The 23,850-nt window shown below is 67.6% G+C and carries 19 protein-coding genes; 8 read left to right on the forward strand and 11 right to left on the reverse strand.

Annotated features, from left to right (window positions below; translation table 11 throughout):
• Positions 1-61: 61 nt before the first annotated feature.
• From ACFX43_RS04080 to ACFX43_RS04100, 5 genes are all read left to right on the forward strand, one after another.
• Positions 62-1,030, forward strand: coding sequence for an AraC family transcriptional regulator (locus ACFX43_RS04080; RefSeq protein WP_378817340.1), 969 nt, complete (start codon positions 62-64; stop codon positions 1,028-1,030).
• Between the two features lie 382 nt (positions 1,031-1,412).
• Positions 1,413-10,694: a DNRLRE domain-containing protein gene (locus ACFX43_RS04085; protein WP_378817343.1), complete on the forward strand. Its 9,282-nt coding sequence runs from the start codon at positions 1,413-1,415 to the stop codon at positions 10,692-10,694.
• Positions 10,691-11,155 (forward strand): hypothetical protein, encoded by a 465-nt coding sequence (locus tag ACFX43_RS04090; RefSeq protein ID WP_378817346.1) that lies wholly within the window; start codon positions 10,691-10,693, stop codon positions 11,153-11,155. Before ACFX43_RS04085 ends, ACFX43_RS04090 begins: the two co-directional genes overlap by 4 nt.
• 354 nt (positions 11,156-11,509) lie before the next feature.
• Positions 11,510-11,926 carry a DNA/RNA non-specific endonuclease gene (locus tag ACFX43_RS04095; protein WP_378817348.1) on the forward strand — a complete coding sequence of 139 codons (417 nt, stop codon included), beginning with the start codon at positions 11,510-11,512 and terminating at the stop codon, positions 11,924-11,926.
• 23 nt (positions 11,927-11,949) lie between these two features.
• Positions 11,950-12,552, forward strand: a complete 603-nt coding sequence (locus tag ACFX43_RS04100) for a hypothetical protein (RefSeq protein WP_378817350.1) — start codon at positions 11,950-11,952, stop codon at positions 12,550-12,552.
• Between the two features lie 138 nt (positions 12,553-12,690).
• Here ACFX43_RS04100 and ACFX43_RS04105 read toward each other — a convergent pair whose 3' ends face one another.
• From ACFX43_RS04105 to ACFX43_RS04130, 6 genes are read right to left on the reverse strand one after another with little or no spacing between them, the layout of a single operon-like run.
• Positions 12,691-13,422, reverse strand: coding sequence for a hypothetical protein (locus ACFX43_RS04105; protein WP_378817351.1), 732 nt, complete (start codon positions 13,420-13,422; stop codon positions 12,691-12,693).
• A complete protein-coding gene (locus ACFX43_RS04110; protein ID WP_378817354.1) occupies positions 13,419-14,321 on the reverse strand; it encodes a VWA domain-containing protein in 903 nt (300 codons plus the stop codon). Before ACFX43_RS04110 ends, ACFX43_RS04105 begins: the two co-directional genes overlap by 4 nt.
• Positions 14,318-15,397 carry a VWA domain-containing protein gene (locus tag ACFX43_RS04115; protein ID WP_378817356.1) on the reverse strand — a complete coding sequence of 360 codons (1,080 nt, stop codon included), beginning with the start codon at positions 15,395-15,397 and terminating at the stop codon, positions 14,318-14,320. The genes ACFX43_RS04110 and ACFX43_RS04115 overlap by 4 nt, the downstream gene beginning before the upstream one ends.
• Positions 15,388-15,891, reverse strand: coding sequence for a hypothetical protein (locus ACFX43_RS04120; RefSeq protein ID WP_378817358.1), 504 nt, complete (start codon positions 15,889-15,891; stop codon positions 15,388-15,390). The genes ACFX43_RS04115 and ACFX43_RS04120 overlap by 10 nt, the downstream gene beginning before the upstream one ends.
• A complete protein-coding gene (locus tag ACFX43_RS04125; protein WP_378817360.1) occupies positions 15,878-16,765 on the reverse strand; it encodes a DUF58 domain-containing protein in 888 nt (295 codons plus the stop codon). Before ACFX43_RS04125 ends, ACFX43_RS04120 begins: the two co-directional genes overlap by 14 nt.
• 25 nt (positions 16,766-16,790) lie before the next feature.
• Positions 16,791-17,804: an AAA family ATPase gene (locus tag ACFX43_RS04130; protein ID WP_378817363.1), complete on the reverse strand. Its 1,014-nt coding sequence runs from the start codon at positions 17,802-17,804 to the stop codon at positions 16,791-16,793.
• A 187-nt stretch (positions 17,805-17,991) separates the two neighbouring features.
• Here ACFX43_RS04130 and ACFX43_RS04135 point away from each other — a divergent pair, with 187 nt between their 5' ends.
• Positions 17,992-18,429: a hypothetical protein gene (locus ACFX43_RS04135; RefSeq protein ID WP_378817366.1), complete on the forward strand. Its 438-nt coding sequence runs from the start codon at positions 17,992-17,994 to the stop codon at positions 18,427-18,429.
• Between the two features lie 9 nt (positions 18,430-18,438).
• On the opposite strand, the gene ACFX43_RS04140 is transcribed toward ACFX43_RS04135, so the two are convergent.
• On the reverse strand, positions 18,439-19,050 hold the full coding sequence (locus ACFX43_RS04140) for an alpha-ketoglutarate-dependent dioxygenase AlkB (protein WP_378817369.1): 612 nt from the start codon (positions 19,048-19,050) through the stop codon (positions 18,439-18,441).
• Positions 19,051-19,176: 126 nt separating this feature from the next.
• Between ACFX43_RS04140 and ACFX43_RS04145 the strand changes: the two genes are divergently transcribed.
• Entirely contained in the window at positions 19,177-19,911 is a 735-nt protein-coding gene (locus tag ACFX43_RS04145) for a GntR family transcriptional regulator (RefSeq protein WP_378817371.1), read from the forward strand.
• 13 nt (positions 19,912-19,924) lie between these two features.
• On the opposite strand, the gene ACFX43_RS04150 is transcribed toward ACFX43_RS04145, so the two are convergent.
• On the reverse strand, positions 19,925-20,275 hold the full coding sequence (locus tag ACFX43_RS04150; RefSeq protein WP_160026922.1) for a hypothetical protein: 351 nt from the start codon (positions 20,273-20,275) through the stop codon (positions 19,925-19,927).
• A gap of 77 nt (positions 20,276-20,352) precedes the next feature.
• Between ACFX43_RS04150 and ACFX43_RS04155 the strand changes: the two genes are divergently transcribed.
• Complete coding sequence (locus ACFX43_RS04155; protein ID WP_378817374.1) at positions 20,353-20,610, forward strand: DUF4031 domain-containing protein; 258 nt, start codon at positions 20,353-20,355, stop codon at positions 20,608-20,610.
• A 41-nt stretch (positions 20,611-20,651) separates the two neighbouring features.
• On the opposite strand, the gene ACFX43_RS04160 is transcribed toward ACFX43_RS04155, so the two are convergent.
• The 3 genes from ACFX43_RS04160 to serA are packed head-to-tail and all read right to left on the reverse strand — an operon-like array spanning position 20,652 to position 23,780.
• On the reverse strand, positions 20,652-21,908 hold the full coding sequence (locus tag ACFX43_RS04160; RefSeq protein ID WP_378817377.1) for an MFS transporter: 1,257 nt from the start codon (positions 21,906-21,908) through the stop codon (positions 20,652-20,654).
• Between the two features lie 40 nt (positions 21,909-21,948).
• Positions 21,949-22,566, reverse strand: coding sequence for a hypothetical protein (locus ACFX43_RS04165; protein ID WP_378817379.1), 618 nt, complete (start codon positions 22,564-22,566; stop codon positions 21,949-21,951).
• Positions 22,567-22,583: 17 nt separating this feature from the next.
• Positions 22,584-23,780: a phosphoglycerate dehydrogenase gene (gene serA, locus ACFX43_RS04170; RefSeq protein ID WP_355224359.1), complete on the reverse strand. Its 1,197-nt coding sequence runs from the start codon at positions 23,778-23,780 to the stop codon at positions 22,584-22,586.
• Between the last annotated feature and the right edge of the window lie 70 nt (positions 23,781-23,850).

Genomic DNA, 23,850 nt, shown 5'->3' on the forward strand with positions numbered 1-23,850 from the left:
GTTGACGCGGCGCGGGCTCCGCTACGCTCTTCGGTCAGTCGAGCCACGCCAGGAGCCTCCATTGCCCCGTCCCCTGCTGGGCCGCCACACGGTCGTCGCCACCACTGACGTGGACCAGGCCAGAGAAGCCGTGGCCGAACGATTCTGTGCCCATTACCTGGCGCTGACCAAGGCAGGTTCCCACCTCGACATGGTGCACAACGCCGCACCGCTGGGCGAGGACGTGATGCTCAACTACATGCGCTACGGCGACGAGGTGCGGATCACTCCCGGCACCTTCGACGACTTCTACCTGATCCAGCTCCCGCTGGCCGGCACCGCCAAGGTCAAGGTGGGGGAGCAGGTCGTCCTCGCCGACCGCACCCGCGCCTCGATCGGCTCCCCGACCGAGCCGGTCGACATGCTCTGGTCCGACGGCTGCGAGAAGCTGCAGGTCTACATCCGGCGCAGCGCCGTCGAGGAGGCGGCCGCGGGCATCGGCGGCTCCGGGCCGGTGGTCTTCGACCCGGCGCTCGACCTCGGCCGGCCCGAGGTGCGCGACTGGCTGAAGATGGTGCGGCTGGCCTACGACAACGTCGAGGCCGGTGGCTCGCTGATGAGCTCTCCGCTGGTGGCCGCGCCCTACGAGCAGGCGCTCATCGGGGGGCTGCTGACGATCCAGGCCAACACGTCCCTCGAGATCGTCTCCGAGAACGCATCACCCACCGTCTCCCGGGCCGTACGCATGGCCGTCGACCTCCTCGAGGCCCACCCCGAGCGCCCCTGGAAGGTCGCCGAGCTGGCCCAGAGGGTCGGCGTATCCACTCGCACACTGCAGGAGGCGTTCCAGCGCGACCTCGACACCACCCCGTTGGAGTACTGGCGGCGGACGCGGCTCGACCGGGCCCACTCCGACCTGCTCGCCGCCGACGCGACCGCCACCTCGGTCACCGAGATCGCCGCCCAGTGGGGCTTCTTCCACCTCGGACGGTTCTCCCAGGCGTACCGGGCACAGTTCCAGGAGCTCCCGTCCCAGACCCTGGTTCGATGACTACGCGCGCCCCCTCTGAGTCGAATTCACCATGACTGGCTGTGCCGATACGAAGCCCGGCTTCCAGTAGCGACCTCGTGCTCTGAGCGAACAGCGCCGATAGCCGCCGCGGTCGAGAGAGAACGCCTGGTCCGGAGAACGGCACATTGGGTGACCTTGAGTAAAGACTTCCGAATTGACGTGGCGGCCGCTGCGGATGCCCGTATAGGTTCCTGGCTCGCTGCTCGGGCACGACTTTGATTCGTTCTGTACGCGTGTGTAGCCGTTTTCGCGTACAGATCTCCCCCACTGCTTCTCTCCAGGAGTTCTCGTGCCTTCTGTGTCTCGAGCGATCGTTCGCGCTGTTTTGACGTCCCTGATCGGACTGTTGAGCGTGGTGCTGATGCTGGCAGGGCTGGCGTTGCCGGCGACCGCTGCGCCTCCGGGTGCGATCGCCGCCGCTGCTCCGCGGGTCGCACAACTGAAGGCGCCAAGTCCGGCGGTGGCGGCGAAGCCGTCGGCGCGGTTGAAGTCGGCTGCAGCCACGGTGGGGGAGAAGCGGCGTAAGGATGCGGGTTCGGTCAAGCCGTATCGAGTGCGGGAGCTGACGGGACAGCGGCGCGAGCGATCGACGACGCATCTGATGTCGGATGGGACGCGTCAGGTCACGTTGAGCACGGCGCCGGTGCATTGGCGTAAGTCGTCTTCGGACGATTGGCAGCCGATCGAGACCCAGGTCAACCCGGGCGCTGGTGCGACGGCGTTCGCGAACGAGTCGAACGTGTTCGAGACCCGCTTCGGCAAGTCGCGCCACGATCTGGCCTCGGCCACGGGTGATGGCTGGTCGGTCTCGCTGGGCGCGGTCGGCACGGACGGAAACCTGACGCCCGAGGCGAAGGGTTCCCGGGTCGATGTCGATGATGTTTTCGGCTCTGCCGATCTGCGTTACACGGTGGCGGCGGGTGAGCTGAAGGAGGAGATCCTCCTGCCCGATGCCGCGGCCGCCCCGGCGGAGGGTTTCACCTTTGCGTTGGATCTCAAGGGTCTGGTTGCCCGCGAGATCGAGGGTGGTGCGATCGGGCTCTACAAGAGCAAGGACGCGAAGCGGCCGCGGTTGGTGTTGCCGGCGCCGTACATGACGGATGCGGCCGGGGTGCGCTCGGATGAGGTGACCCAGAGCCTGGGTGAAGCCGACGACGGCACGACGACGGTGACGGTCACACCGAAGGCCGACTGGCTCGACCAGAAGGCGCGGGAGTGGCCGGTCAGCATCGACCCCACCCTGGTCTATGCGCCGGATGCAACGGACGGTCAGGACACCTCGATCGCCCAGGGTGCGCCGACGACGAGCTATCCGGGGGCCTCAACGATCACGGTTGGAAAGGGCACGTCCGGTCTGTGGCGCGGATTGTTCAAGTTCGACACCTCGGCGATCCCGACCGATGCTCAGGTCTATGCCGCGCAGCTGAGGTTGCACTTCTCCTCGGTGCACAACACCGAGACCGACCCGATCGAGATGCGTGCCTACCAGGTCACGAAGGCGTGGAGCGAGGACACCGCGACCTGGGACGGGATGAACACCTCGTTCACGAACATCAACTACTTCAACCAGTTCCTGGTCGATGACTCCGACAGCGGCGCGACCTCGTTCAGCGGTCCGTGGAAGGACGCTGCCGACGGGAACGCGATCTACGGCTCGTACTCCTCGCTGGGCTCGGGGACTACGGCAGACACGTTCGACTGGAACGCAAAGCTGCCGTGGGCTGGTCTCTACGAGACCGACATGCGCTACCTGCCGGGCGCCTCGCGCGGGACCCCGACCTATACCGCTACCGGTGATCAGGGCACGAGCCCTTCGGTCGGGATCGACCAGACCGCGACGGCGGGGCCGTGGATGCGGGTCTCGACCCAGCAGCACTTCGCCCCGGGTGCGACAGCCCGGATCCGGATGACCCGCCAGAGCGGGTCGACGGCGACTGCGCCGATGGCGGATGCGGTGCGATGGATGGAGTACGCCCGCGCGTTCAAGGGCGAGACGCAGCGCGATGGCTGGCACACCTACGGCATTGGGTCGATGGTGCAGAACTGGGTGACGAACCCGGCATCGAACTTCGGGCTGACGGTCAAGGCCTACAACGAGTCCACCACTCCGCTGGGTGGTCCGTACTACCACTCCAGCGATGCTGCTTACGCCTCGGAGGCCGACGGTGACACGCGTCCGCAGCTGGTCGTGGTCCTTGGGCAGCCCGGCCCGGTGCAGAGCGTCCCGTCCACGGTGCACGCCGATGGCCCGGAACTGTCGTGGTCCTCGGCCTCGGACCCGTCCTTCGCCCAAGACGATGATGTAGCGGAATATCAGATCTTCCGTGGCTGTGTCTCGCTGCCGGCCTCAGCTCCTGGGGGCGGGTGCACGACACCGGTCGGTGAGGACTTCACCACCGAGTACGCCCGCAACGGTGCCCTGAAGCTGGTCGGCACGGTCCCGGCGGACACGCTGCAGTTCCGCGACGACACTGCGCTAGCGTCGACCGCGACGGAGCAGGCGTCGTACCGCTACTGGGTGGTGGCGCGTACGGTCGCCGACACTCAGGCACCGTCCTCGGGTGGTAGCGCTGAGGAGGGCCGCGACGGCACGGCGGTGGGGGCGCCGGTGACGGTCCAGATCCCGCAAGAGGGGCGGATCGCACGGATCTTCACCGCCAGCCCGACTGTCGATGTTGCCGACACGACTCTGTCGGCCGTGAAGCCGACCACGAACCTGCCCAACCCCGATGAGGTGACGGCAGGTGACCGGACCTGGGTGCAGGCCGGCAACAACCACGCCACCTATGGTGATGAGCGGGCGGTGTTCGGGTTCGACACCTCCCCGATCAACCGGCGGGTCAAGGTCACCTCAGCCTCGTTCGAGCTGTGGAAGTCCTCGGGTACGGGTGCTACCTCGACCTATGACCTGCACGAGCTGACCAGTGGGTTCGTCGAGAACCAGGCGACCTGGCAGCGTGCCTCGACGGCGCAGGACTGGACCGATGGTGGCGCCTACAAGGCCACCGCGGTGGCCTCGGCGAGCATCGGCAACGGCCAAGACCGGGTGAGCTTCGACAGCACCGGGTTGAAGTCGACCGTGCAGGGCTGGGTCGACGGGACCGCGGGCGCGCCGAACGGGTTGCTGCTCAAGATCCGCGACGAGGCAGCCTCCACCCACCGCATCTCGATCCTGAACAGCGAGGCACTCGACCCGAACCTGCGGCCACGGCTGCGGGTGGAGCACCTGGTGAAGAACGACGACCAGGTCTTCGAGGCACCCACCATGCCGCAACGGTTCGTGCCGGGCACGATCACCCGCGTTCCGGTGACGGTCACCAACACCACCGACACTGCCTGGCCATCGACCCTGGAACTCACCTACCGGTGGACCGAGCCCGATTCGACCCAGGACATCACCGTCGAGGGTGACCGGCTCAAGGTTGCGGTTGGGCGGGCGTTGGAGCCGGGTGAGTCGGTCGACCTGACCTTGCCTGTGCGCACCCCGATCAACTCCGATACCGGGTCGAAGCGCCTTGCGTATGACTTCTATCTGGATCTGCGTAACACCGCCGATGGCGCCTGGTGGTCCGCGGCTCATGCCTACAAGCCGGGTGGTGGCCAGAACTCCACGCCGGGCTGTGCGATGGCCGCTACCGGGTTGCTGTGCCAGGACCGCTATGTCGAGTCCGCGACCTCCAGCGCGCTCGGGTTGGAGAAGTTCGGCACCTACACCGGCGAGGAGACCGGTGCCGGATCCCAGGTCTTGACGAACCTGACCTCGGGCAACGAGTCGTGGTCCTACGAGGCGATCTCGAACCCGTCGGTCGGCCCCGCGGCGTTCGTACGGGCCACCTACAACTCCAAGGACGCTACCGATGTGGGCGCTGGGTGGGGTGTCTCGGTTCAGCCCGGCACCTTGACCCGGCTCGGGTCGAGGCTCTCGGTTCCTTCGGGTGGATCGACCAACAACCTGATGACGTTCGTCGATGGTGACGGCACCGGCCACACCTACAAGATCAACGACGACGCGGGTACGCCGAACATTCTGGAGTACGACCGGCCCGCTGGCGTGGCTCTGGAGCTGACCAGGGATGCGACGGCTGACATCGCTCACCAGTGGGTCTTCACCCGCCACGACGGCACCCGGTTCTTCTTCAGCGGTGACAGTGGGCTGCAGACCTCGGTCGAGGACACCTACGGCAACAAGCTGAACTTCGTCTACACCGGCACCGGCGAACAGCGCCTGGAGAAGGTGATCGACACACCGCGGGGTGTCGCCCTCGCCGACGGGCGCACCGTGCTCGCCTTGACCTGGGACACCGCCGGGCTGGTCTCCATCACCGACATCGCCGGCCAGAAGCTCTCCTTCGGCTACAACACCGCCCACATGCTGACCAGCCTGAGCGACACCGCTGCCCCGGTCGAGGGCGTGGCCACGGCACCGGTGAAACGGTTCGGGTTCACGTATTCGAACGACTCGGCCAACTCGAACACGTTGATGACCTCGATCACCGACCCCAGAGACAACATCTCCCGGATCGCGTACTTCACCTCGACGGAGAACTCTGCCTACGCCAACTGGCCCAAGACCTTCACCGACCGACGCGGCAAGACCACCGACTTCACCTACTCCGATCCCGACGGCTCCGAGGGCGTGGACAACCGCGCCGTGGTCACCGACCACAACACCACCGCCTCCCCGGGCGGTGGCACCCCGGGCAGCCCCGGAGACACGGTCACGACCTACCGGGTCGACGGGTACGGCCGGACCACGTCGGTCACCGACTCGTTGCAGCGCACCACCAACCTCGGCTGGGACCGCGACCACAACGTGATCCGGCTCGAGGAGGCCAACGGCGCGGTCTCGACCTGGGACTACGACAACCGCACCGGCTACCCACTGACCATCCGCGACGCCCAGACCGTCAAGAACGGCGGCGCCGGGGTCCGGTTGACCTACGAGCGTCTCCCCAACGCACCAGGTGCGCCGACAGCGTTGAAGACCAAGACCTCGGCCGCAGGCCGGGCCTGGACCTTCACCAACGACCCCGCCACCGGCGCGTTGAAGAGCGTCGCGGACCCGCTCGCGAACACCACCAGCTACACCTACACCGCCACCGGCCTGCTGTCGACCGCCACCGACGCCAAGGGCGCGGTCACCACCTACAACACCTATGACGTCTCCGGCATGCCGACCAAGGTCACCAGCCAAGTCACCGCCACCACCGACCAGTCCTCATCGATGACGTATGACCCCCGCGGCAACACGCTGACCGTCACCGACCCGCTCAACAATGTCTCCACCGTCGAGTACGACGGGTTCAGCCGCCCGACCAAGGTCACCACCCCCGGTGACGACTCAGCACCGGGCTCGCCGAAGGCGACCCGTACGACCGTGTCGGCCTACGACCTCAACGACAACCTGACCTCCTCGACGGCCGCCAACGGTGCGGTCACCACCAGCACCTACAACGCGACGGATCTGCCCACCCGTCAGGAGTTGCCGGACAACAACACCACCGGTAGGGCGATCACCACCTCCTATGACGATCTCGGGCAGCTGGTCGAGCAGACCGCCCCCGAAGGCGTGGCCACCACCAGCAACGCCAACGACTTCGTCACCCGGTACGTCTACGACAAGGTCGGTCAGCAGATCCGCGTCGATGTTCCGTTCGTCGACACCGACGGGACCAGCAAGACCGCCACCACGACGTCGAGCTACGACACAGTGGGGAACCTGGTCATGACCGTCGACCCGGTCAAGAACGCCACCACCGCGGACTCCGACTACACCGCCAAGGTCGGCTACGACCTCAACCACCGCCCCATCACCTCAACGGACGCGAAGGGGTACGTCACCAAGACCGAGTACGACGCCGACGGTCTTGTGACTGCGACCGTAGACCCGCGCGGCGTCCGGGTCCGCAAGGTCTACGACACCGCCGGCCGCCCGATCGAGACCCACGTCCCCCACACGGCCTGGGGCGCGACCTCGGCGCGGGACCAGGTCACCAAGACCACGTACGACAAGGTCGGCCAGGTCACCAAGACCACCAGCCCGACCGGCCGAGCCTCCGAGACCATCTACAACCTGGCCGGCGAGGCGGTCCAGACCAAGGCACCGTTCAAGGCCGGGGATGCGGCCCACCCGAACCCGTCCTCGACGTTCTACGAGTACGACAAGGCCGGCCGCCTGATCAAGCAGTCCCTGCCGACGTTCGCCTCGAGCGCGCCCACCGAGGCAGACGAATGGGCCAGCTACGACTACTTCCCCTCCGGGGAGATCAAGTCGACCACTGACCCCTACAGCATGGTCACCAGCTACCTCTACAACCAGCTCGGGCAGCAGACCCAGCGCAAGTTCTCCAACCCTGCGGTCGACGACGCGACCCGCACGACGTCGATGTCCTACTACCCCGACGGGTCCCTCGCCGGTAAGGACGACCAGGCACCCCGCGAGCTGATCAAGTACTACACCAACGCGCTCGCCGCCCACTTCACCGCCAACCCCACCGCGAACTGGGCCACCGTCACCGGCACCGACCCCAACATCGACGGCTCCAACTACCGCACCCACCCCGCCGCAGCCGCCGGATCCGCCGGCGCCTCGGACACCGCGACGTGGAAGGTGAACCCGGACAACGACGACACCTATGAGGTCAAGGCCTCCTGCCCGGTCCGCACCGACACCACCACCGCCGCGACCTACACCATCAACACCGCTGATGGCGCCAAGACCGCCACGATGAACCAGAAGGCCTGCACCACCGCCAACAAGTGGGTCTCCCTGGGCTCCTACCGGTTCGACGCCGCGACCACGAAGACCATCGTGCTCAAGCCGTCCGCCGACGGGGTCGTGGTCGCCGACGGGATCCAGTTGGTTCCCTCCAAGGCCGGCCCGTCGAAGGCCTACGTCTACACCTATGACCGCAACGGTCTGACCACCCAGGTCAAGGACAATACCGCCGGCGCGAAGACCGACACCTACAAGACCAGCTACGACGGCCTCGGCCGCGCCGCGACCGCCACCGAGCTCGTCGGCACGACCACCCGTCGGACCACCGCCTACACCTATGACCTGAACTCCAACCTGACCAGCACGTTCGCCGACCGCAAGGTCGATGCTGACACGGGTGGCGGGAACCTGGCTGCGACCCGCTACACGGGTTACACCTACGACGTACGCAACATGGTCGCCACCGTCGCGACCGGTCCGCAGTCGACGTCGGCGAATAGCCGCTACTCCTACGAGTACGACTCCCGCGGGCTCCCAGTCTCACTGACCAAACCCAACGGGAACCGGGTCGGCTACTCGTTCTACGAGGACCGGCTGCTGCGGACCTCGGACGAGCGCACCAGCGCGGAGCGGGGCAAGCAGGTCGTCGCGGCCCATACCCTGGACTACGACGCCGACGGGCAGAAGACCTTCGACCTGGCCAAGCTCGACCAGGCGGGCACCACCGGAACGCTGGACCAGCGCTCGACCTTTGCGTACACCCCGGCCGGCCAGCTCGCTGGTGTGGACAAGACCGGCGCCGACGCAGGCGACGATGAGACCTACACCTATGACGCGGCCGGGAACACGATCTCCCAGGTGATCGGGTCGGTCACCACGACCTCGAACTTCGACCGCAACCGGCTGACCAACAGCGCGGTCACCGGCAACGGGACTACCTACAGCCGATACGACTCCTACGGGCGTCTGGTCAGCCGGGACAACGCCGGCCAGGTCGTCGAGCGGTATGCCTATGACGGATTCGACCGCACGACCCGGGAGCAGCGGTTCGACTCAGCGGGTGTGTTGCAGCTGACCAAGACCCAGTCCTTCGACCCCTTCGACCGCACCACCACCCAGACGACCGCGATCACCGGGAAGCCGACCAAGTCCCTACGGTTCACCTACCTCGGCACCTCCGACCAGGTCGCGGTCGAGGAGGAGAAGAACACCGGCGGAGCGTGGGAGGTCTCCAAGAACTACGCCTACGGGCCGAGTGGTGAGAAGTTGCAGTTGACCGACACCCCGGTCAACGGTTCGACCACCGAGACCCAGTACTACGGCACCAACCCACACGGCGACATCGAGACCCTGTCCAAGACCGACGGCACCACTGCCTCGACCTACCGCTACACCGCCTACGGGGCCCCCGACAAGAAGGGCACCACCGGCCAGGACGCCTACTCCACCGCCGCCAACGAGACCGACAAGATGGCCGCCGACCTCGACACCGTGAACCCCTACCGGTTCTCCGGCAAACGGATCCACGGCGGCACCGGAACCTACGACATCGGGTTCCGTGACTACGACCCCGGCATCAACCGGTTCCTGACCCGCGACTTCTACCAAGGCGCCCTCAAGGACCTCGCCCTGGGCACCGACCCGTGGAACACGAACCGGTACGCGTTCGGTGGCGGGAACCCGATCGGTGGCATCGAGCTCGACGGGCATCAGTACGCCGCCGACAACGGAGGCGGAGGGTCGGTTAGCAGCAGCTTCCTCGACAGCTTCTCGAACTGGTGGGATGACGTCACCACCACTCTGTCCGGTGGCGGTGATGCGCCCAAGACCTGGACCTCCGACGGCCTCCGAGAACCTGCCCCGGTTACCAAACCCAATCCGAGCGTCCCGGTCTCGACTGGCGATGGCGGAGACGTCATCGGCGGAGGGGTCAATGCAGCCACCGAGACGGCGGCGGTAAGCGGGGGCGCGGCCATCCCGATCGCCATGCTGTTCGGGTTCGACCCACTCGGTGACCTGTCACGGAAGACCAACAAGAAACTCGATGTCGACACCACGACCAACGCCTACGCGGCTGGCGGGGTCACCTTCGACGTCGCGACTGCCTTGGTCGGCGGCATTGCTGGCAAGGTCATCAGCAAGGTTGCTGTTGCCGCAAGAACGGGTGCGCGGGCCTGCTCGTTCAGCGGCGCGACGCTTGTCCTCATGGCCGACGGCAGCAAGAAGCCGATCGATAAGGTCAAGAAGGGTGACAAGGTCCTCGCGACCGATCCCGAGACCGGGGAACAGGTTGCGAAGACCGTCACCGGGACGATCAGGCACTGGGACAGGATGTCCGACCTGGTCCTGGTTGACGGGACGGTCCTGCGGACGACTGAGGATCACCCGTACTGGTCGGTCGACGACCACCGCTTCGAGCGGGCGGACGAGCTTGAGCCCGGTGAGAAGGTCCTGGGCGCGGACGGCCGCGAGGTTGCCGTTGCCGGTGGTCGCTGGGTTACCGGTCGTGACGGCTGGGCCTACAACCTGTCGGTCGAGGGTATCCACACCTACCACGTCGGTGACGACGAGATCCTCGTCCACAACACCTGTCTGACGGCGTTGAATGGCTGGAGTAGCCAGAGGCTCCAGTTCGGCAACTCGCAGTTCCAGTTGGACAAGCGCGGGATGACGCATATCCTGCAGCGGCACCACCCCAGTTACTGGGACGGGTCTGTGAAGGCGAAGCAGAGTTTCTTCGATTCGTCGATGTCGATCGATGACGTGCAGTCAGCGATCGGTGATGTGGCTCGGCAGAACCGCGGCGCGCTGATGGACATCGGAGCGGGCAGCGGCCAGGTGCAGGGAACTGTCAACGGTGTCGACTACGTCTTGGGTGTGTCCCGGGGACGGATCGGCCAGTTCTATCCAGGGATGTTGCCATGAACCGAGTACGGATTCAGAGCTACGTGCGGATTGGCGCGGAGTTCCAGCCGATCCAGGACATCAAGCGCTACGACGGAGACTCGATGTACGTGCCAGGTGCGGTGAGTCTGGTCGTCGACGAGGTAGAGTTGATGGGCATCGAGCTCTGGGATGACATCAACTGGCTGTGGCCCTTCATCGTCCAAGCAGTCGATGACTACCGAAAGACCGGGACGGGCAAGCGAGGGTTTCCGGACCAGCCGATCTCGTTCAAGGTCGAGGCTGCATGGCCAGGGCACGCGCTGGTGTCGGTGGTCAGTGACTCCTTCGAGCACAAGGCGGTCGTACCCGAGGATGAGTTGTACAGCGCGGTCGCGTATGCCGGTTTGACTTTCTTCACCGAACTGCATCGCATCTGTTCCGAGTATGAAGGGGACGATGCAGAAGTCGGCGTGCTTCGCTCCTGGCTGGACGACACCTGACTCGACGACGAAGGGCGGTCGAACCCACGTCTTGGCCGCCCCTTCGTCGTTGAGGTCGGACCGATGTCCCTGACAGACCCCTATGAGGACCGGCTGCTGCAGACCTCCGATGAACGCGAAAACTGAGCCGTAGCCGCCGTTGACATCCCGTGGTTTCCCGAGCATGGTTCCCGGTCGCCCTGCATCCGGGCATTAGCCAGTCGTACCCTCCAGGCATGGACACCATTCCGGTCGCGGCTGGGTTGCGACTCTCCCGACCGGCGTAGGCGGCCGCGCCACCGGCGCAGGTGCCTGCGTCACGGAACCGATGCTTGGTGGCGGATCACCAGCCATCGCAAACATTCCCGGCTATGAGTGGACAGGGGAGTTCGTCTCCGACGTCTTCGGCGATACCTCGTCAAAGCAATCAACTCCTGCCACCTGATCGCCAAGTCGCTAGGCGGGTCCGGAACCGACAAGGCCAACCTGGCGACGTGCTCGCGAGCGGCGAACACGTTCAGCAAACGGGGCTCGCAGAACGGAGGAATGGCGCCGTTCGAGTTAGCCGTCCAAGCGGAGGTGAAGAGCGGCAACGACGTCTTCTACAAGGTCACGGCGCAGTACTTCGGCGATCGTGTCGTCCCTTACGCGTTCAAGCTCTCGGCTTGGTCAATCGGCTCGGACGGGGAGAGGACGACCATGTTCGAGAACGAAGTGGTGAAGAGTGAGGTTCACGGAGTGAACCTTGGCGTTCAAGACGACGCCTACGGGCAACCCGTACCACTCATGTAGCAGCGTCTGATCGGAAGATAGAGATGGACATCGCACCGTTGATCCGAATCGTGGATGCGCGAGAGAGAACTTTTGACTGGCCCGCCATCGCAGAGGGATGGGGGGCGGTCCCTCCCGAGGACTATGTCCAGTTCATGCGAGACATCGGCCCTGGAGAACTTGGCGACTACCTCTCGATCATGGCTCCGACAGCCGATCTCGACGCCATGCGAGGCGTCGATGCCGAGACTCTTGGCGATCATCTGGCGAGTTCGGCGGCCACCGCTGATCTCGGGGACGTCGGGGTGTTCGACATGGCGATCGAGACGCAAGACGCGCAACAAACCTGGGAAACCGGGATGATTCCCAGAAAGGCGCGTCTCGCAAACACTGAGCTGAGGCTGCTGTGCTCGGCGGTGTCGAACGACGCGAATCAATACTGTTGGGATCTTGCGGACGATTCACGCCCGATTGTCGTCTTTGATCGGGGATTCCTGGAGTGGAATGCGTACGATCTGTCGTTCACCGACTTCCTTGCCGGCATGATCCAGGACTCGATCCCGAACTACACCGGGGATCGGATCGCGAGCCATCTGGGGTGGGAGGTCCCTGTGACGTACAAGGTTCATCAGAACGATCGCTGGTAGATCTCCAACCGAGGGACCGGACCGCGAGACGTGTTGGTGGCGACACCGCCTACTACGACGTGCGCAACATGGTCGTGACCGTCGCGATCGGCTCGGCTCCGATGGGTGCTGATCGTGGCTGCTCCGACGAGCCGGAGCTCACCACTGGGGTTCGTCGCTGAACCCGCCGTAGTCGTCCAGGTCGGCGTCGTCGCGGCGGTAGGCCTCGCCGTCGCCGTTGCGCCGGTCGAGCTTGTCCTCCTTCTCGTCCTGGTTCTGCGGCTCCTCGGGCGGGTCTTCCTGCTCGTTGGGCTTGATCCGCACCTTCGGGGTCAGCTTCTCCTTCAGGCGCTCCTCGACGGACTCGCCCTGCTGGGACTGCTCGGGGCCCTGGCCGGAGTCGGTGGGGCAGTCGCCTTCCTTCAGGGTGGCCAGCGCGTCCTCGTAGGCCGCCTTGGCCCCGGGCTGGTCGCCGGCATCCCGGGCGCGGTCGCCGATCGCCTCCTGGGTCAGCGACATGTTGATGCGTACGGTGCACTCGTGGTCCTCGGGCACGCGCTCCAGCGCCTCGCCGTAGTAGGCGATCGCGCGGGCGTTCTCGCCGAGCAGGAAGGCTGCGTTGCCGGCGTCGAAGTGGGCGATCCACGGCTGCAGGAAGTTGAGGTCGCGGTTGGCCGAGTAGTGCTCCATCGCGGTCGCGGCGTCGCGTACGTCCCAGGCGTCCCGGCCACTGCGATCGTGGTGACCCATCAGGATCACCTTCCCCAGGAGGGCCAGCCCGATCACCACCGGCACGATCCCGGCGAGCAGCAGCGCGCGTCGCACCTGCTCGCGAGGGGTGCGTAGCGGTTGCGGCTCGGTCGAGTCGGCAGGCGTCTCGGTGAGCGTCACGACAGCACCTCCTCGGCCTCGTGTGCACGGCGGCGATGGCCCCACAGCTCCCACAGCAAGAGTGCCAGGAGCGGGAAGCCGAAGAGCCAGGCCCGGGACGTCTCGCCGCCGGCGGAGGTCTCCTCGGTGAGCATCTCGGAGTCCCAGGTCGAGGCCTCCGTGGTGATCTCCTTGGTCTCCTTCGTCGTGCGGTGAAGTGTCTGAAGACCCATCTGACCTGCGATCTCGCGCAGGTTGGCGAGGTCGATCCGGGAGCGGGCGTCCTGGCCGTCGCCGTCCTTGAGGTAGCCGTCCTGGGGACGTTCGTCGTCCCAGGGCATCCGGCCGCCCTCCTCGGTGCCGTAGCCGAGCACCATGCCGCCGGCCGAGAGGTCGTCGACCTCGGCGAACGACTGCTGGTCGACGCCCTCGCGGGTGTTCTCGCCGTCGGAGGCGAACACCACGATCCGGCGCCGCTCGGGGAAGCGCTCCTGATCACGCTCCAGGGCCTCGATCATCTCGTCGCGCGGAGCGTCGACCATCGAGCCGGACCCGTCGAAGGCCCGCTCGGCGTAGAGCCCGTCGACCCAGGCGTTGAAGGCGGTGGTGTCGTAGGTGAACGGCATCTCGGTGCGGACGACCTCGCCACCGAAGGTGATCGCGCCGAACCGCACCGAGGGCAGCGCTGCCGAGAGCGCCTTGAGGTCCTTCTTGAGCTGCGTCATCCGGGCCTTGCCGCCGGGTGCGTCCTCGGCGACCATCGACCGCGTCCGGTCGACCACGACGAGGACATCGAGATCGGCCGTACGCATCTCCGCCGGCGCCGCACCCCAGCTCGGTCGCACCAGGACGACGACGGTGAGCAGGACGATCAGCGCGCGGCGTACGAGCGTGAGGATCTGCCACCCCCGGGCACTCATCGGGCCACCTCGCTAGGGGGCCGGGTCTGTGCGGGCAAAGCGCCCCGCGGCGGTGTCGGCCGGGACGACGAGCCGGGGGAGAGCCGCCCCGAGCGGACGAGGGCGTAGACCCACCCGGCGATCAGCATGAGGACCCCGAGGACGATCGTCGCGATCGGCCAGCCGGGAGCGTCCCGGATCTGGTACTTCGGCGGCTCGACGACCTCGTCGGCGGAGAGCCGGTCGATGCCGGCCAGGATCGAGTCGATCGAGCCGTCGTCGCCGAGCAGCGAGAAGGTGCCACCGGTGTCGGTCATCGCCTTGTCGAAGGTGGCGCGCTTGTCCTCCTGGAAGCTGAGGTCGGCGGAGCCGATGCCGTAGAGCTGGACGTCGCGCTCCTTGGCGAACTCGGTCGCCTCGGGCAGCGTGTAGACCGGCGGGCCGCCCTGCGGGTCGTTGTCGGAGGCGACGATGACCGCCCGGCCGCGCTCGGAGTTGGACAGGTCGAAGCGCTTGACGCAGGAGACGATCCCGTCGCTGATCAGGCTCGCCCGCTCCTTGCCGAGGTAGGTGCCGGCGACGTACTCCTGGTCGCCGAGGGCGAAGGCCCGGCCGGCGCGCGCCAGCTCGTCCTGCACCCAGCCGTAGTCGTCGGTGAGCGGGAAGACGGTGACCGCGGCGTCGCTCCACAGCACCAGGCTGACCCGCTCGCCGTTGAGGCCGGCGACGAGCTGGGAGTAGGCCTGCGTGACCTGGGTGTCCTCGTCGAACATCGAGGTCGAGGCGTCCAGGCAGAGCACGATGTCGCGGGTGGAGTAGCGGTTCTGGGTGATGTCGGTGGTCTGCGGCCGGGCGATCAGCCAGATGCACCCGATCACCGCGAGCGCGATCCCCGCGGTCTGCCACCAGGACAGCCACCGCTGCTGGGTCGCGAGCTCCCGGAACCGGGGGAGTCGCTTGAGGCGCTCGGTGTGGGCGACGAGCACGGCGTCGGCCGGACGGCGATGCACCCGCGCGGCGAGCACGACGATCGCAGCGACGGCGATCACCGTGACGACCAGCATGATCACGCCGAGAACGGGCCATCTCAGGTCCATGTCGTCACCACCTGACGGGCCCGGCTCAGCGCCTCGGGGAAGCGCTCGGCAGCCTTGCCCTCCTCCTCGGAGGCGAAGGCGGGCGGGTACATCACCTCGACGGCCATCGCCAGCGGGCGTGTGCGGGGGTCGCTGCGTACGGTCGCCTTCAGGTCGGCGAGGACCATCTTGTCGGCCGGGATCTGGCTGACCTCGGCGACGTAGTCGCGCACGGTGCGGCTCAGGTGCTGGTGGCCGACCCGCGCCGGTACGTCGCCGCGGTGCACCGCCCGCTCGATCCGGTCGATCTCGGCCAGGTGCTCGGCACGGAAGTCGCGCGGCTCGGGCACCCAGGGCGTCTCGACCTCGACGACCGGCCGGCGCTTGCGGGTCAGCAGGATGACCGCGAGGTAGTAGAACGCCACCGCGGCGAGCAGCGCGAGCGCGAGCACCAGCCACCAGCCCGAGTGGGCCAGCGGCTGCTGGAACTCCTCGGGGACGCTACCGGCGCGCATGGCGGTGCCTCTCCAAGAGGTGGAAGACCGCGCCGATGGCGGTGGCGTCGTCCTGCACCCGTTGATAGGCGATGCCCAGGCGGTCCAGGGTGCCGCGCAGGCCGTGCTCCTCGGCGGCGGCCAGCTCGGCGTACTGCGCCTGGAGGACCGCGTCGCCGGTGAGCCATCCCGGCAGGGCGGAGACGGTGTCGATGTCGACCGTCGGGGCGCCGCCGGCCACGGCGGTGGTGGGGTCGAGGTCGTCGATGCCGGCGACCAGGACCTCGTGCTGGACGGTGAGGCGGCGCAGGACCGCGGCCATCTCGTCACTGACCGAGTGCTCGTCGGTGACGACGAGCAGGATCGCCCGGCGGCGTACGTTGGTGGCGATGTGGCGCAGGACCGCGACGATGTCGGCCTCGGCGGAATCGGGGGTGATCGCCTCGTGGGCCTGCCCGAGCGCCCGCTCGAGCGCGACCTCGGTGTCCGCGGGCTTGGTGAGCTTCTGGGTCTCCGAGTCTCCGTAGGCGACCGCGACCTTGTCGCCGTGGCGTACGCCCAGCCAGCCGACCAGGCCGGCGGTGAAGATCGCCAGCTCGCGCTTGGTCGTGGTGCCGGTCGCCTGGGCCGCCATGCTCCGGCCGGTGGAGATCGCCAGCAGCACCAGATGCTGGCGCTCGGCCGTGAACCGCTTGACCAACAGGCTCCGGGACCGGGCCGTCGCCTTCCAGTCGATGTCCTTGACGTCGTCGCCGGGGACGTACTCCCGCAGGTCGTGGAAGTCCATGCTGCGCCCGGTCTGGACGCTGGCGTACTCCCCGTCGAGCAGGCCCAGGACCTTGCGGTGGGCATGGATCATCAACCGCGTGCGGATCCGGGGAAGGTACGTCGCCATTCTGTGCCTGATTTCCTGGCGCCACTCAGGGGCTCGGGACAGCGCGGACCAGCGCGTCGACCAGCATCTCGGGCTGGACCTTCTCGGCCAGCGCCTCGAAGCTGAGGTGGAGCCGGTGGCGCAGGATGCTGTGGCGCAGCTCGCGCACGTCCTCGGGAGTCACGTAGGAGCGGCCCAGCAGCAGCGCCGCCGCGCGCGAGGCCTGTAGGAACGCGATCGAGGCACGCGGGGACGCGCCGATCTCGACGTAGGAACCCGTCTCCGGCCCGAGGAGCTGGCGGGCGTTGCGGGTCGCCTGGACGAGGGCGACGATGTAGCGCTTGATCGCCGGGTCGACGTAGATGCGCTTGGTCAGCTCCTGGAGCCAGATCACGTCGTCGGGGTCGGCGACCGGACGGGTCACCTCGTGGTCGGGCCCGAGCGTGCCGGCCTCGATGCGCTCCAGGACGACGAGCTCCTCGGCGTCGCTGGGGTAGTTGACGATCTCCTTGAGCAGGAACCGGTCCATCTGCGCGTGCGGGAGGACGTAGGTGCCCTCCTCCTCGATCGGGTTCTGCGTGGCGAGCACCATGAACGGGCGCGGCAGCGGGTGGATGTGGCCCGCGATGCTCGTCTGGCGCTCCTGCATCGCCTCGAGCATGGCGCTCTGCGTCTTGGCGGAGCTTCTGTTGATCTCGTCCAGCAGCACGAAGTTGGCGTGCACCGGGCCGAGCTGGGTCTCGAACTCGTGGTTGCGCTGGTCATAGACCTGGGTGCCGATGATGTCGCTCGGCAGCAGGTCGGGGGTGCACTGGATCCGGGAGAACTTCGCCTTGACCGTCTGCGACAGCGTCGAGGCGGCCAGCGTCTTCGCCAGCCCGGGCACGCTCTCGAGCAGCACGTGACCCTCGGAGAGGAGCGCGATCAGCAGCGCCGTCCTGAGCCGCTCCTGGCCGACCACGCGGCTGCTGAAGGCGGTGCTGACCCGCCCGACGATCTCCTTCGCCCTGGCGATCTCCTCAGCGGACGGAGGGGCGAGGGCGGGTGCGGTGGTGGTCAAGGCGGCTCCAGGGGCGTCGGCTGTCGGTCCCATCCTTTCCTACCAGCGTACGGAACGCATCTGGGACCCACCTCGGGACGGTTGAGATCGGCGCTGGGTGGGCTTTGCGGTACGGGAACGGTACGGGTTCGAGGCGACCGTGGGACCGACCACGATGGCCGCAGAGATTCCCTCAGAAAGGTTCACCGTGCCCCACCTCTCCACCCGGCTACGAGTCCTGCTCGTGGCCTTCGCCCTCGTTGCCGGCCTCGCGCCGATCGGCGTCGCCGTCGCGACGAAGCCGGTCCCCGCAGAAGCAGGCTCGATCCGGATCGACATCGCGGCGATCCAGTCGTCCACCGACTCCTTGCGGTACCAGCGGAACTACCTCGCCGCACACCGCACCTGGAGGGCGTGGTCGCCGCGGCTCTCGCGCGTGAGCAGCCACTTCGACGCGATCGAGGGCCAGTTGATGGGGCGGGCGAGGACCGCCGTGGCGACGTACGAGGCGGCCTTCCTGACCCGCGCGAGAAATCGCAGCTACGTCAGTGCGGTCAGGGTCCTCGACACGTTCATCAGCAGGATGAATGCCGCGATCGACAACTACTACCGCGGCGAAGGGTTCAGCATGCGTCCCTTCGGCTGATCCCGAACCTCAGAAGACGTTGCGGGGGCGGAACTGGACCGAGATCCGGGGGCCGGCGGAGGCGACCTTGGGGATGGCGTGCTCCCAGGTGCGCTGGCAGGAGCCGCCCATGACGACGAGGTCGCCGTGGCCCATCTGGATGCTCATCCCCTTGCCGCCTCCGTGGGGGCGTAGCGCGAGGCGGCGGGGGTCGCCGACGGAGACGATCGCGACCATCGTGTCGTTGGTGCGGCCCCGGCCGATCTTGTCGCCGTGCCAGGCGACCGAGTCGTTGCCGTTGCGGTAGTAGCAGCAGCCCGCGGTCACGAACGGCTCGCCCAGCTCTGGCAGGTAGTGGGCGGTGAGGCGGCCGCGGGCCTCGGCGAGACGGGGGTGGGGGAGCGGGTCGCCCTGCATGTAGGTGTGCAGGAGCCGCGGTACGTCGACGACGCGGTCGTACATCTGCCGGCGCTCCTCGTGCCACGGGACGTCGCTGACCAGGGCTGTGAAGACGTCGTCGGGATCGGGCAGCCAGCCGCGGGCGATGTCCACCCAGGCTCCGCGATCCAGCTGGATCCGCTCGTAGGTCGTCTCGGTGGTCTCGTCGTCTGTGGGGGCGAAGAGTGTTCCCTGGAAGTCCACCCCGCCACCATACCTCGGTATCGAACACGTGTTCTAGTGAAATCGAGACATTGTCGTTTCGTTGCGGTTGATCTGCCTCATCTCGTTGCAATGTCACAACTTGACCAAACTCGGGACGTACGCGAGGTGTACACCTACGCTCTGGTCATGGTCCGGTCGGTCGAGGGAGAGCGGTCGCTCAAGCACGTCCAGATCCGTGAGTACGTCAGGGAGCTGGTCATCGGCGAAAGCCCTGGAGCCTCAGCGCCCTCCGAGCGGGAGCTCGTCCAGAAGTTCAGCGTTGCCCGAGCCACCGTGCGGCAGGCGCTCGACGCGCTCGTCGCCGACGGTCTGCTGGTCCGGATCCCGGGCCGGGGCACCTTCGTGGCGCGTCCGCCGCGGGCGGCAAGCCCGGTGCTCGGGTTCAGCGAGGAGATGGCGCGCCGGGGGATGCAGGCGTCCTCCGAGACGCTGTTGCTCGGCCGCGAGAAGGCCGGGCCCACCATCGCCCGCTCGCTGGGCATCAGGGAGGGTGCGGCCGTCATCCACTGGCGGCGACTGCGCCGTGGTGACGGGGTGCCGATCTGCATCGAGGACGTCTACCTCGACGAGGCGATCGTGCCCGGGATGCTCGAGCGGACCGCGCCGACCAGCCTCTACGCCGAGCTGGCCAGTCGCCAGATGCGGCCGTCGTGGGTCGACGACACGTTCCGTGCCGACGTGGCCAACATCGAGGAGGCCACCCTGCTCGGCCTCTCCGTCGGTGTCCCCGTGCTTCGCAGGCAGCGGAAGTCGGTTTCGGGGGACCGCTACGTCGAGGTGTGCCGCTCGGTCTATCGCGCCGACCGCTACGCGCTGCACCTGCAGCTCGGTCCGTCCTGACCTGCTGAGCTGTTCAGAGGTCTCCGAGCGGCGCGACCACGTCGCCGCTCTCCTCGCAGACCCAGATCGGGTCCGGACCTCCCAGGTCGGGGGTGATGTGGAGCGAGTGCACCGGCGACTCGGGCGGACACGTGGTGCACACCGGCCAGCGCGCGGAGGCCTCGCCGTCGAAGAGCAGGTCCTGCACGTCCTGGGCGACCAGGCCGGCGACGTACGCCTTGCCCTCCGGCCACTGCTCCACCCACCAGCCGCGCTCGGTCATCGCGTCCTCGAGGGCGGAGACGGCTGCCGCACCGGCGAGTCCGCGGGCATCGAGGTCATGGAGCACCCTCGCCCGAGCCTCGAACAGCACTGTCGTGTTCATCAGGAACCATTCTTGCCGACCGGTCAAGGCTGTGGGGTCAGGGTGGCACCCAAGAATGAACACGGTAAGAATGGCCCGTGATCCTCATCGACCCGCCGAACGTACCCAGTCGCGGCCGGATGTGGTCTCACCTCGCCAGCGACACCTCCTACGAGGAGCTGCACGCCTTCGCGAGCCGGATGGGCATCCCGGCCCGAGGCTTCGACCGGGACCACTACGACGTACCCGCCGAGGTCTACGACGACATGGTCGCCGCGGGTGCCGTCGAGGTCACCTCTCGGGTCCTGGTCGCTGCTCTCCTCGCCGCTGGCCTACGCCGCCGCAAACCCCATTAGCCCAGGCGTCACGTACGTCGGCCGAGACGGCACCGCGGTGACTACTCGGCCGGCGCGGCTGACTTCTCGCCCGGCGGGAGCGACGCCTCCGCTGGGGTGGACATCCGTCGCGTGGTGAGCCAGATGGCCGCCGCGATGAGCAGGCCGAGGCCGCCGCCGAGGACGAAGCCGCCCTGCCAGCCGATCATGTCGATGGCGAACCCGGCGGTGGGGGCGCCGACGGCGCTGCCGAGGGTGATGGCCGAGCCGTGCCAGCCCATCACCTCGCCGCGTACGTTCGAGGGGACGCTGCTGGTGATCGCCTCGAGCGCGGCGGTCAGGGTCGGTGCGCAGAAGAAGCCGCTGAGCAGGAGCAGGACGGCGAAGGAGATCGGGTCCCAGGCGAACGCGGTCAGCACCGTCGTCGCACCCAGCAGGACCAGCATCACCGCGGTGGAGGGGTGGCTGTTGAGGGCGCCGTAGATGAGTGCGCCGAGCAGCGAGCCGAGCGCCCAGATCGCCATGACGATCCCGAGCAGAGCGGTGCGGTCGAAGTCGCGCATCGCGGCCACGGTGCCGAGGTCCTCGGCGATGAGGATGAGCGAGGCGGTGAAGGTGCCGGCGAGCAGGAGCGTGACGCCCGGGTTCACCCACGAGGGGAGCCCGAAGCGGCGCTTCGGGACAGCGTCGCTCGGGACGGCGTCGCTCGGGACGGCGTCGCTCGGGACGGTCGGCTCTCCCTCGGTGATCATCGGGTTGAACAGCCACAGCACGACCGCCGCGGCGATTCCGAGCCACTGGATCAGCAGCAACGCCTGGGCAGTGCCGAAGTAGCTGGCGCCGAGCACGCCGATCACCGGACCGACCATGAAGCCCAGCTCGGTCATCATCGCGTCGGCGCTCAGCGCCGCGGTGCGCTGCCCCGGACCGACCGAGCGGATCATCACCTGGCGCACGACCGAGAAGGACGGGACCGTGAAGAGCCCGGCGACGGCGACCAGTGCGAGCAGCGGGAGGTAGCCGACCCAGGGAGCGATCGACCAGGCGATCGGGAGTACGGCTAGCGGGAGCAGGAGCGTACGCCGCAGGCCGAGGCGGTCGAGGAGCCGGCCGAGCCAGGGCGCCGAGATCGCCATCGCGATCGCGAGGACCGTCGAGACCAGGCCGGCCTCGGCGTAGGAGCGGTCCAGGGGGCCGACCACGTGAAGAGTCACGATGACGGAGGACGCCGGCATCGGGATCCGCAGGAACAGACCCAGCACGAGGATGCGGCGAACGTCGGGGATCCGCCACAGCTCGGCGTACGTCTGGAAGCTCACCGGCAGATTCTGTCACCAGCGAGGGGTCCGGAACGAATTGTTATCGGTCGGGCGACAGGTATGTGTTCAGGGTTGCCATCTCGGCCGAGATGTTGGCCCGCGCGGCGGCCTCCCAGCTGATCCTCGCGAAGGGTGTCGAGAAGAGCGACTCCTTCTCCAGCAACCGCTCCAGGACCTGGGCACGACCGACGCGGAACTCCTCGTCGGAGAGGTGCTGGTACTCCTCGCGGACGGTCGCGGCGTACTCCGCATAGCGTTCCGCCGGCGCCGCCAGGATCGCCAGGTCGGCGTCGGAGAGCACCCGGCCGCTGTGGTCGTCGGGAGCGGGGTCGTGGGTCTCGGTCAGCCGCACCAGCCGGGCGACCTCGGCCACGGCGTCGGCATCCAGGTAGGCGCCCAGCGCGTCCTCGGCCCAGGTGGCCGAACGCTCCTCGGCGTCCCGCTCCCCGTCGTAGACGGAGTCGTGGAAGAACGCCGCCAGGGTGACCGTGAGCGGGTCGAAGCGCTCTCCCTCCGCCCGCAGCTCCTCGATCCGGTCCAGCACCTCGGTGAGGTGCCGGCGGTCGTGATAGCGGCGGGTCGGTTCGTCGTACGCTGCCAGGACGTCATCGAGAAGGTCGGTCGCCTCTGGCAGCGGCCAATGTTGAGGGAGCTCCATGAGCCAGAACGCTAGCGTCAGGCGTGGTAGGCGCGCACCCACCTGGTGTGCGGGTTGGCTGTGATCTTCTCCAGCGTCGTCGCAGGTACGTCGGTCACGTCGGTGACCACGAAGCCGGTCTCACCGGCGGTGGCGAGGTATTGACCGGTCACGTTGACACCCTCGGCGGCGAGCAGCGCGTTGAGCTCGGCGAGCACGCCCGGGACGCTGTCGTGCAGCAGCGCGAGGCGCGCACCGGCGGCCAGCGGCGGCGGCTGGACGGCCGGCAGGTTGACGCTCAGCGCGGTGGAGCCGGAGCGGATGAAGTCGCGCAGCTTGCCGGAGACGAACCAGCCGATCTCCTCCTGGGCCTCCTGCGTCGAGCCGCCGACGTGCGGGGTCAGGATGACGTTGTCGAGACCCTGCAGCGGGCTCTCGAAGGCGTCGCCCTGGGCCTTGGGCTCGATCGGGAAGACGTCGAGCGCGGCGCCGGCGATGTGGCCGGACTCGATGTGCTTGCGCAGCGCGTCGTTGTCGACGAGGAAGCCTCGCGCGGCGTTGATGAACAGTGAGCGCGGCTTCATCTTCGCGAACTGCTCCTCGCCGAACATGCCCAGGTTGCCCGGGCGTCCGTCGATGTGGATGGAGACCACGTCGGCCTCCTCCAGGAGCGCGTCGAGGGATTTCATCCGGCGCGCGTTGCCGTGGGCCAGACGGTCGGCGATGTCGTAGAAGATGACGTACATCCCCAGCGCCTCGGCGATGTTGGAGAGCTGGGTGCCGATGTTGCCGTAGCCCACGATGCCCAACGTGCGGCCGCGGATCTCGTGGGAGCCCTTCGCGGACTTGTCCCAGACGCCGGCGTGCATCTTCTCGGTCTTCTCGGGCAGCCGTCGCGCGAGGGAGATGATGTAGCCGATGACCAGCTCGACGACCGAGCGGGTGTTGGAGTAGGGGGCGTTGAAGACGGCCACGCCACGCTCGGCGGCGCCGGCCAGGTCGACCTGGTTGGTGCCGATGCAGAAGCAGCCGATCGCCTTGAGGTCGGTGGCCGCGTCCAGCACTCGCGGGGTGATGTGGGTGTTGGACCGGATGCCGAGCAGCGTCACGCCCGGAAGGTCGGCCACCAGCTCGTCCTCGGAGAGAGACTTGCTGCGCAGCTCGACCTCGAAGCCGGCCTTCTCGAGGTTCTCGACAGCGACAGGATGGATGTTCTCCAGGAGCAGCGCCTTCATGGCTCAAGCCTAAGACGCCGGACGTACGCCTCCTCAATCGTGCCCGAGGGCCGGACGTCAGTCCGCGGCG

Origin of the sequence: Nocardioides sp. YIM B13467 (assembly GCF_042788075.1) — a bacterium.
Taxonomy (GTDB): Bacteria; Actinomycetota; Actinomycetes; order Propionibacteriales; family Nocardioidaceae; genus Nocardioides.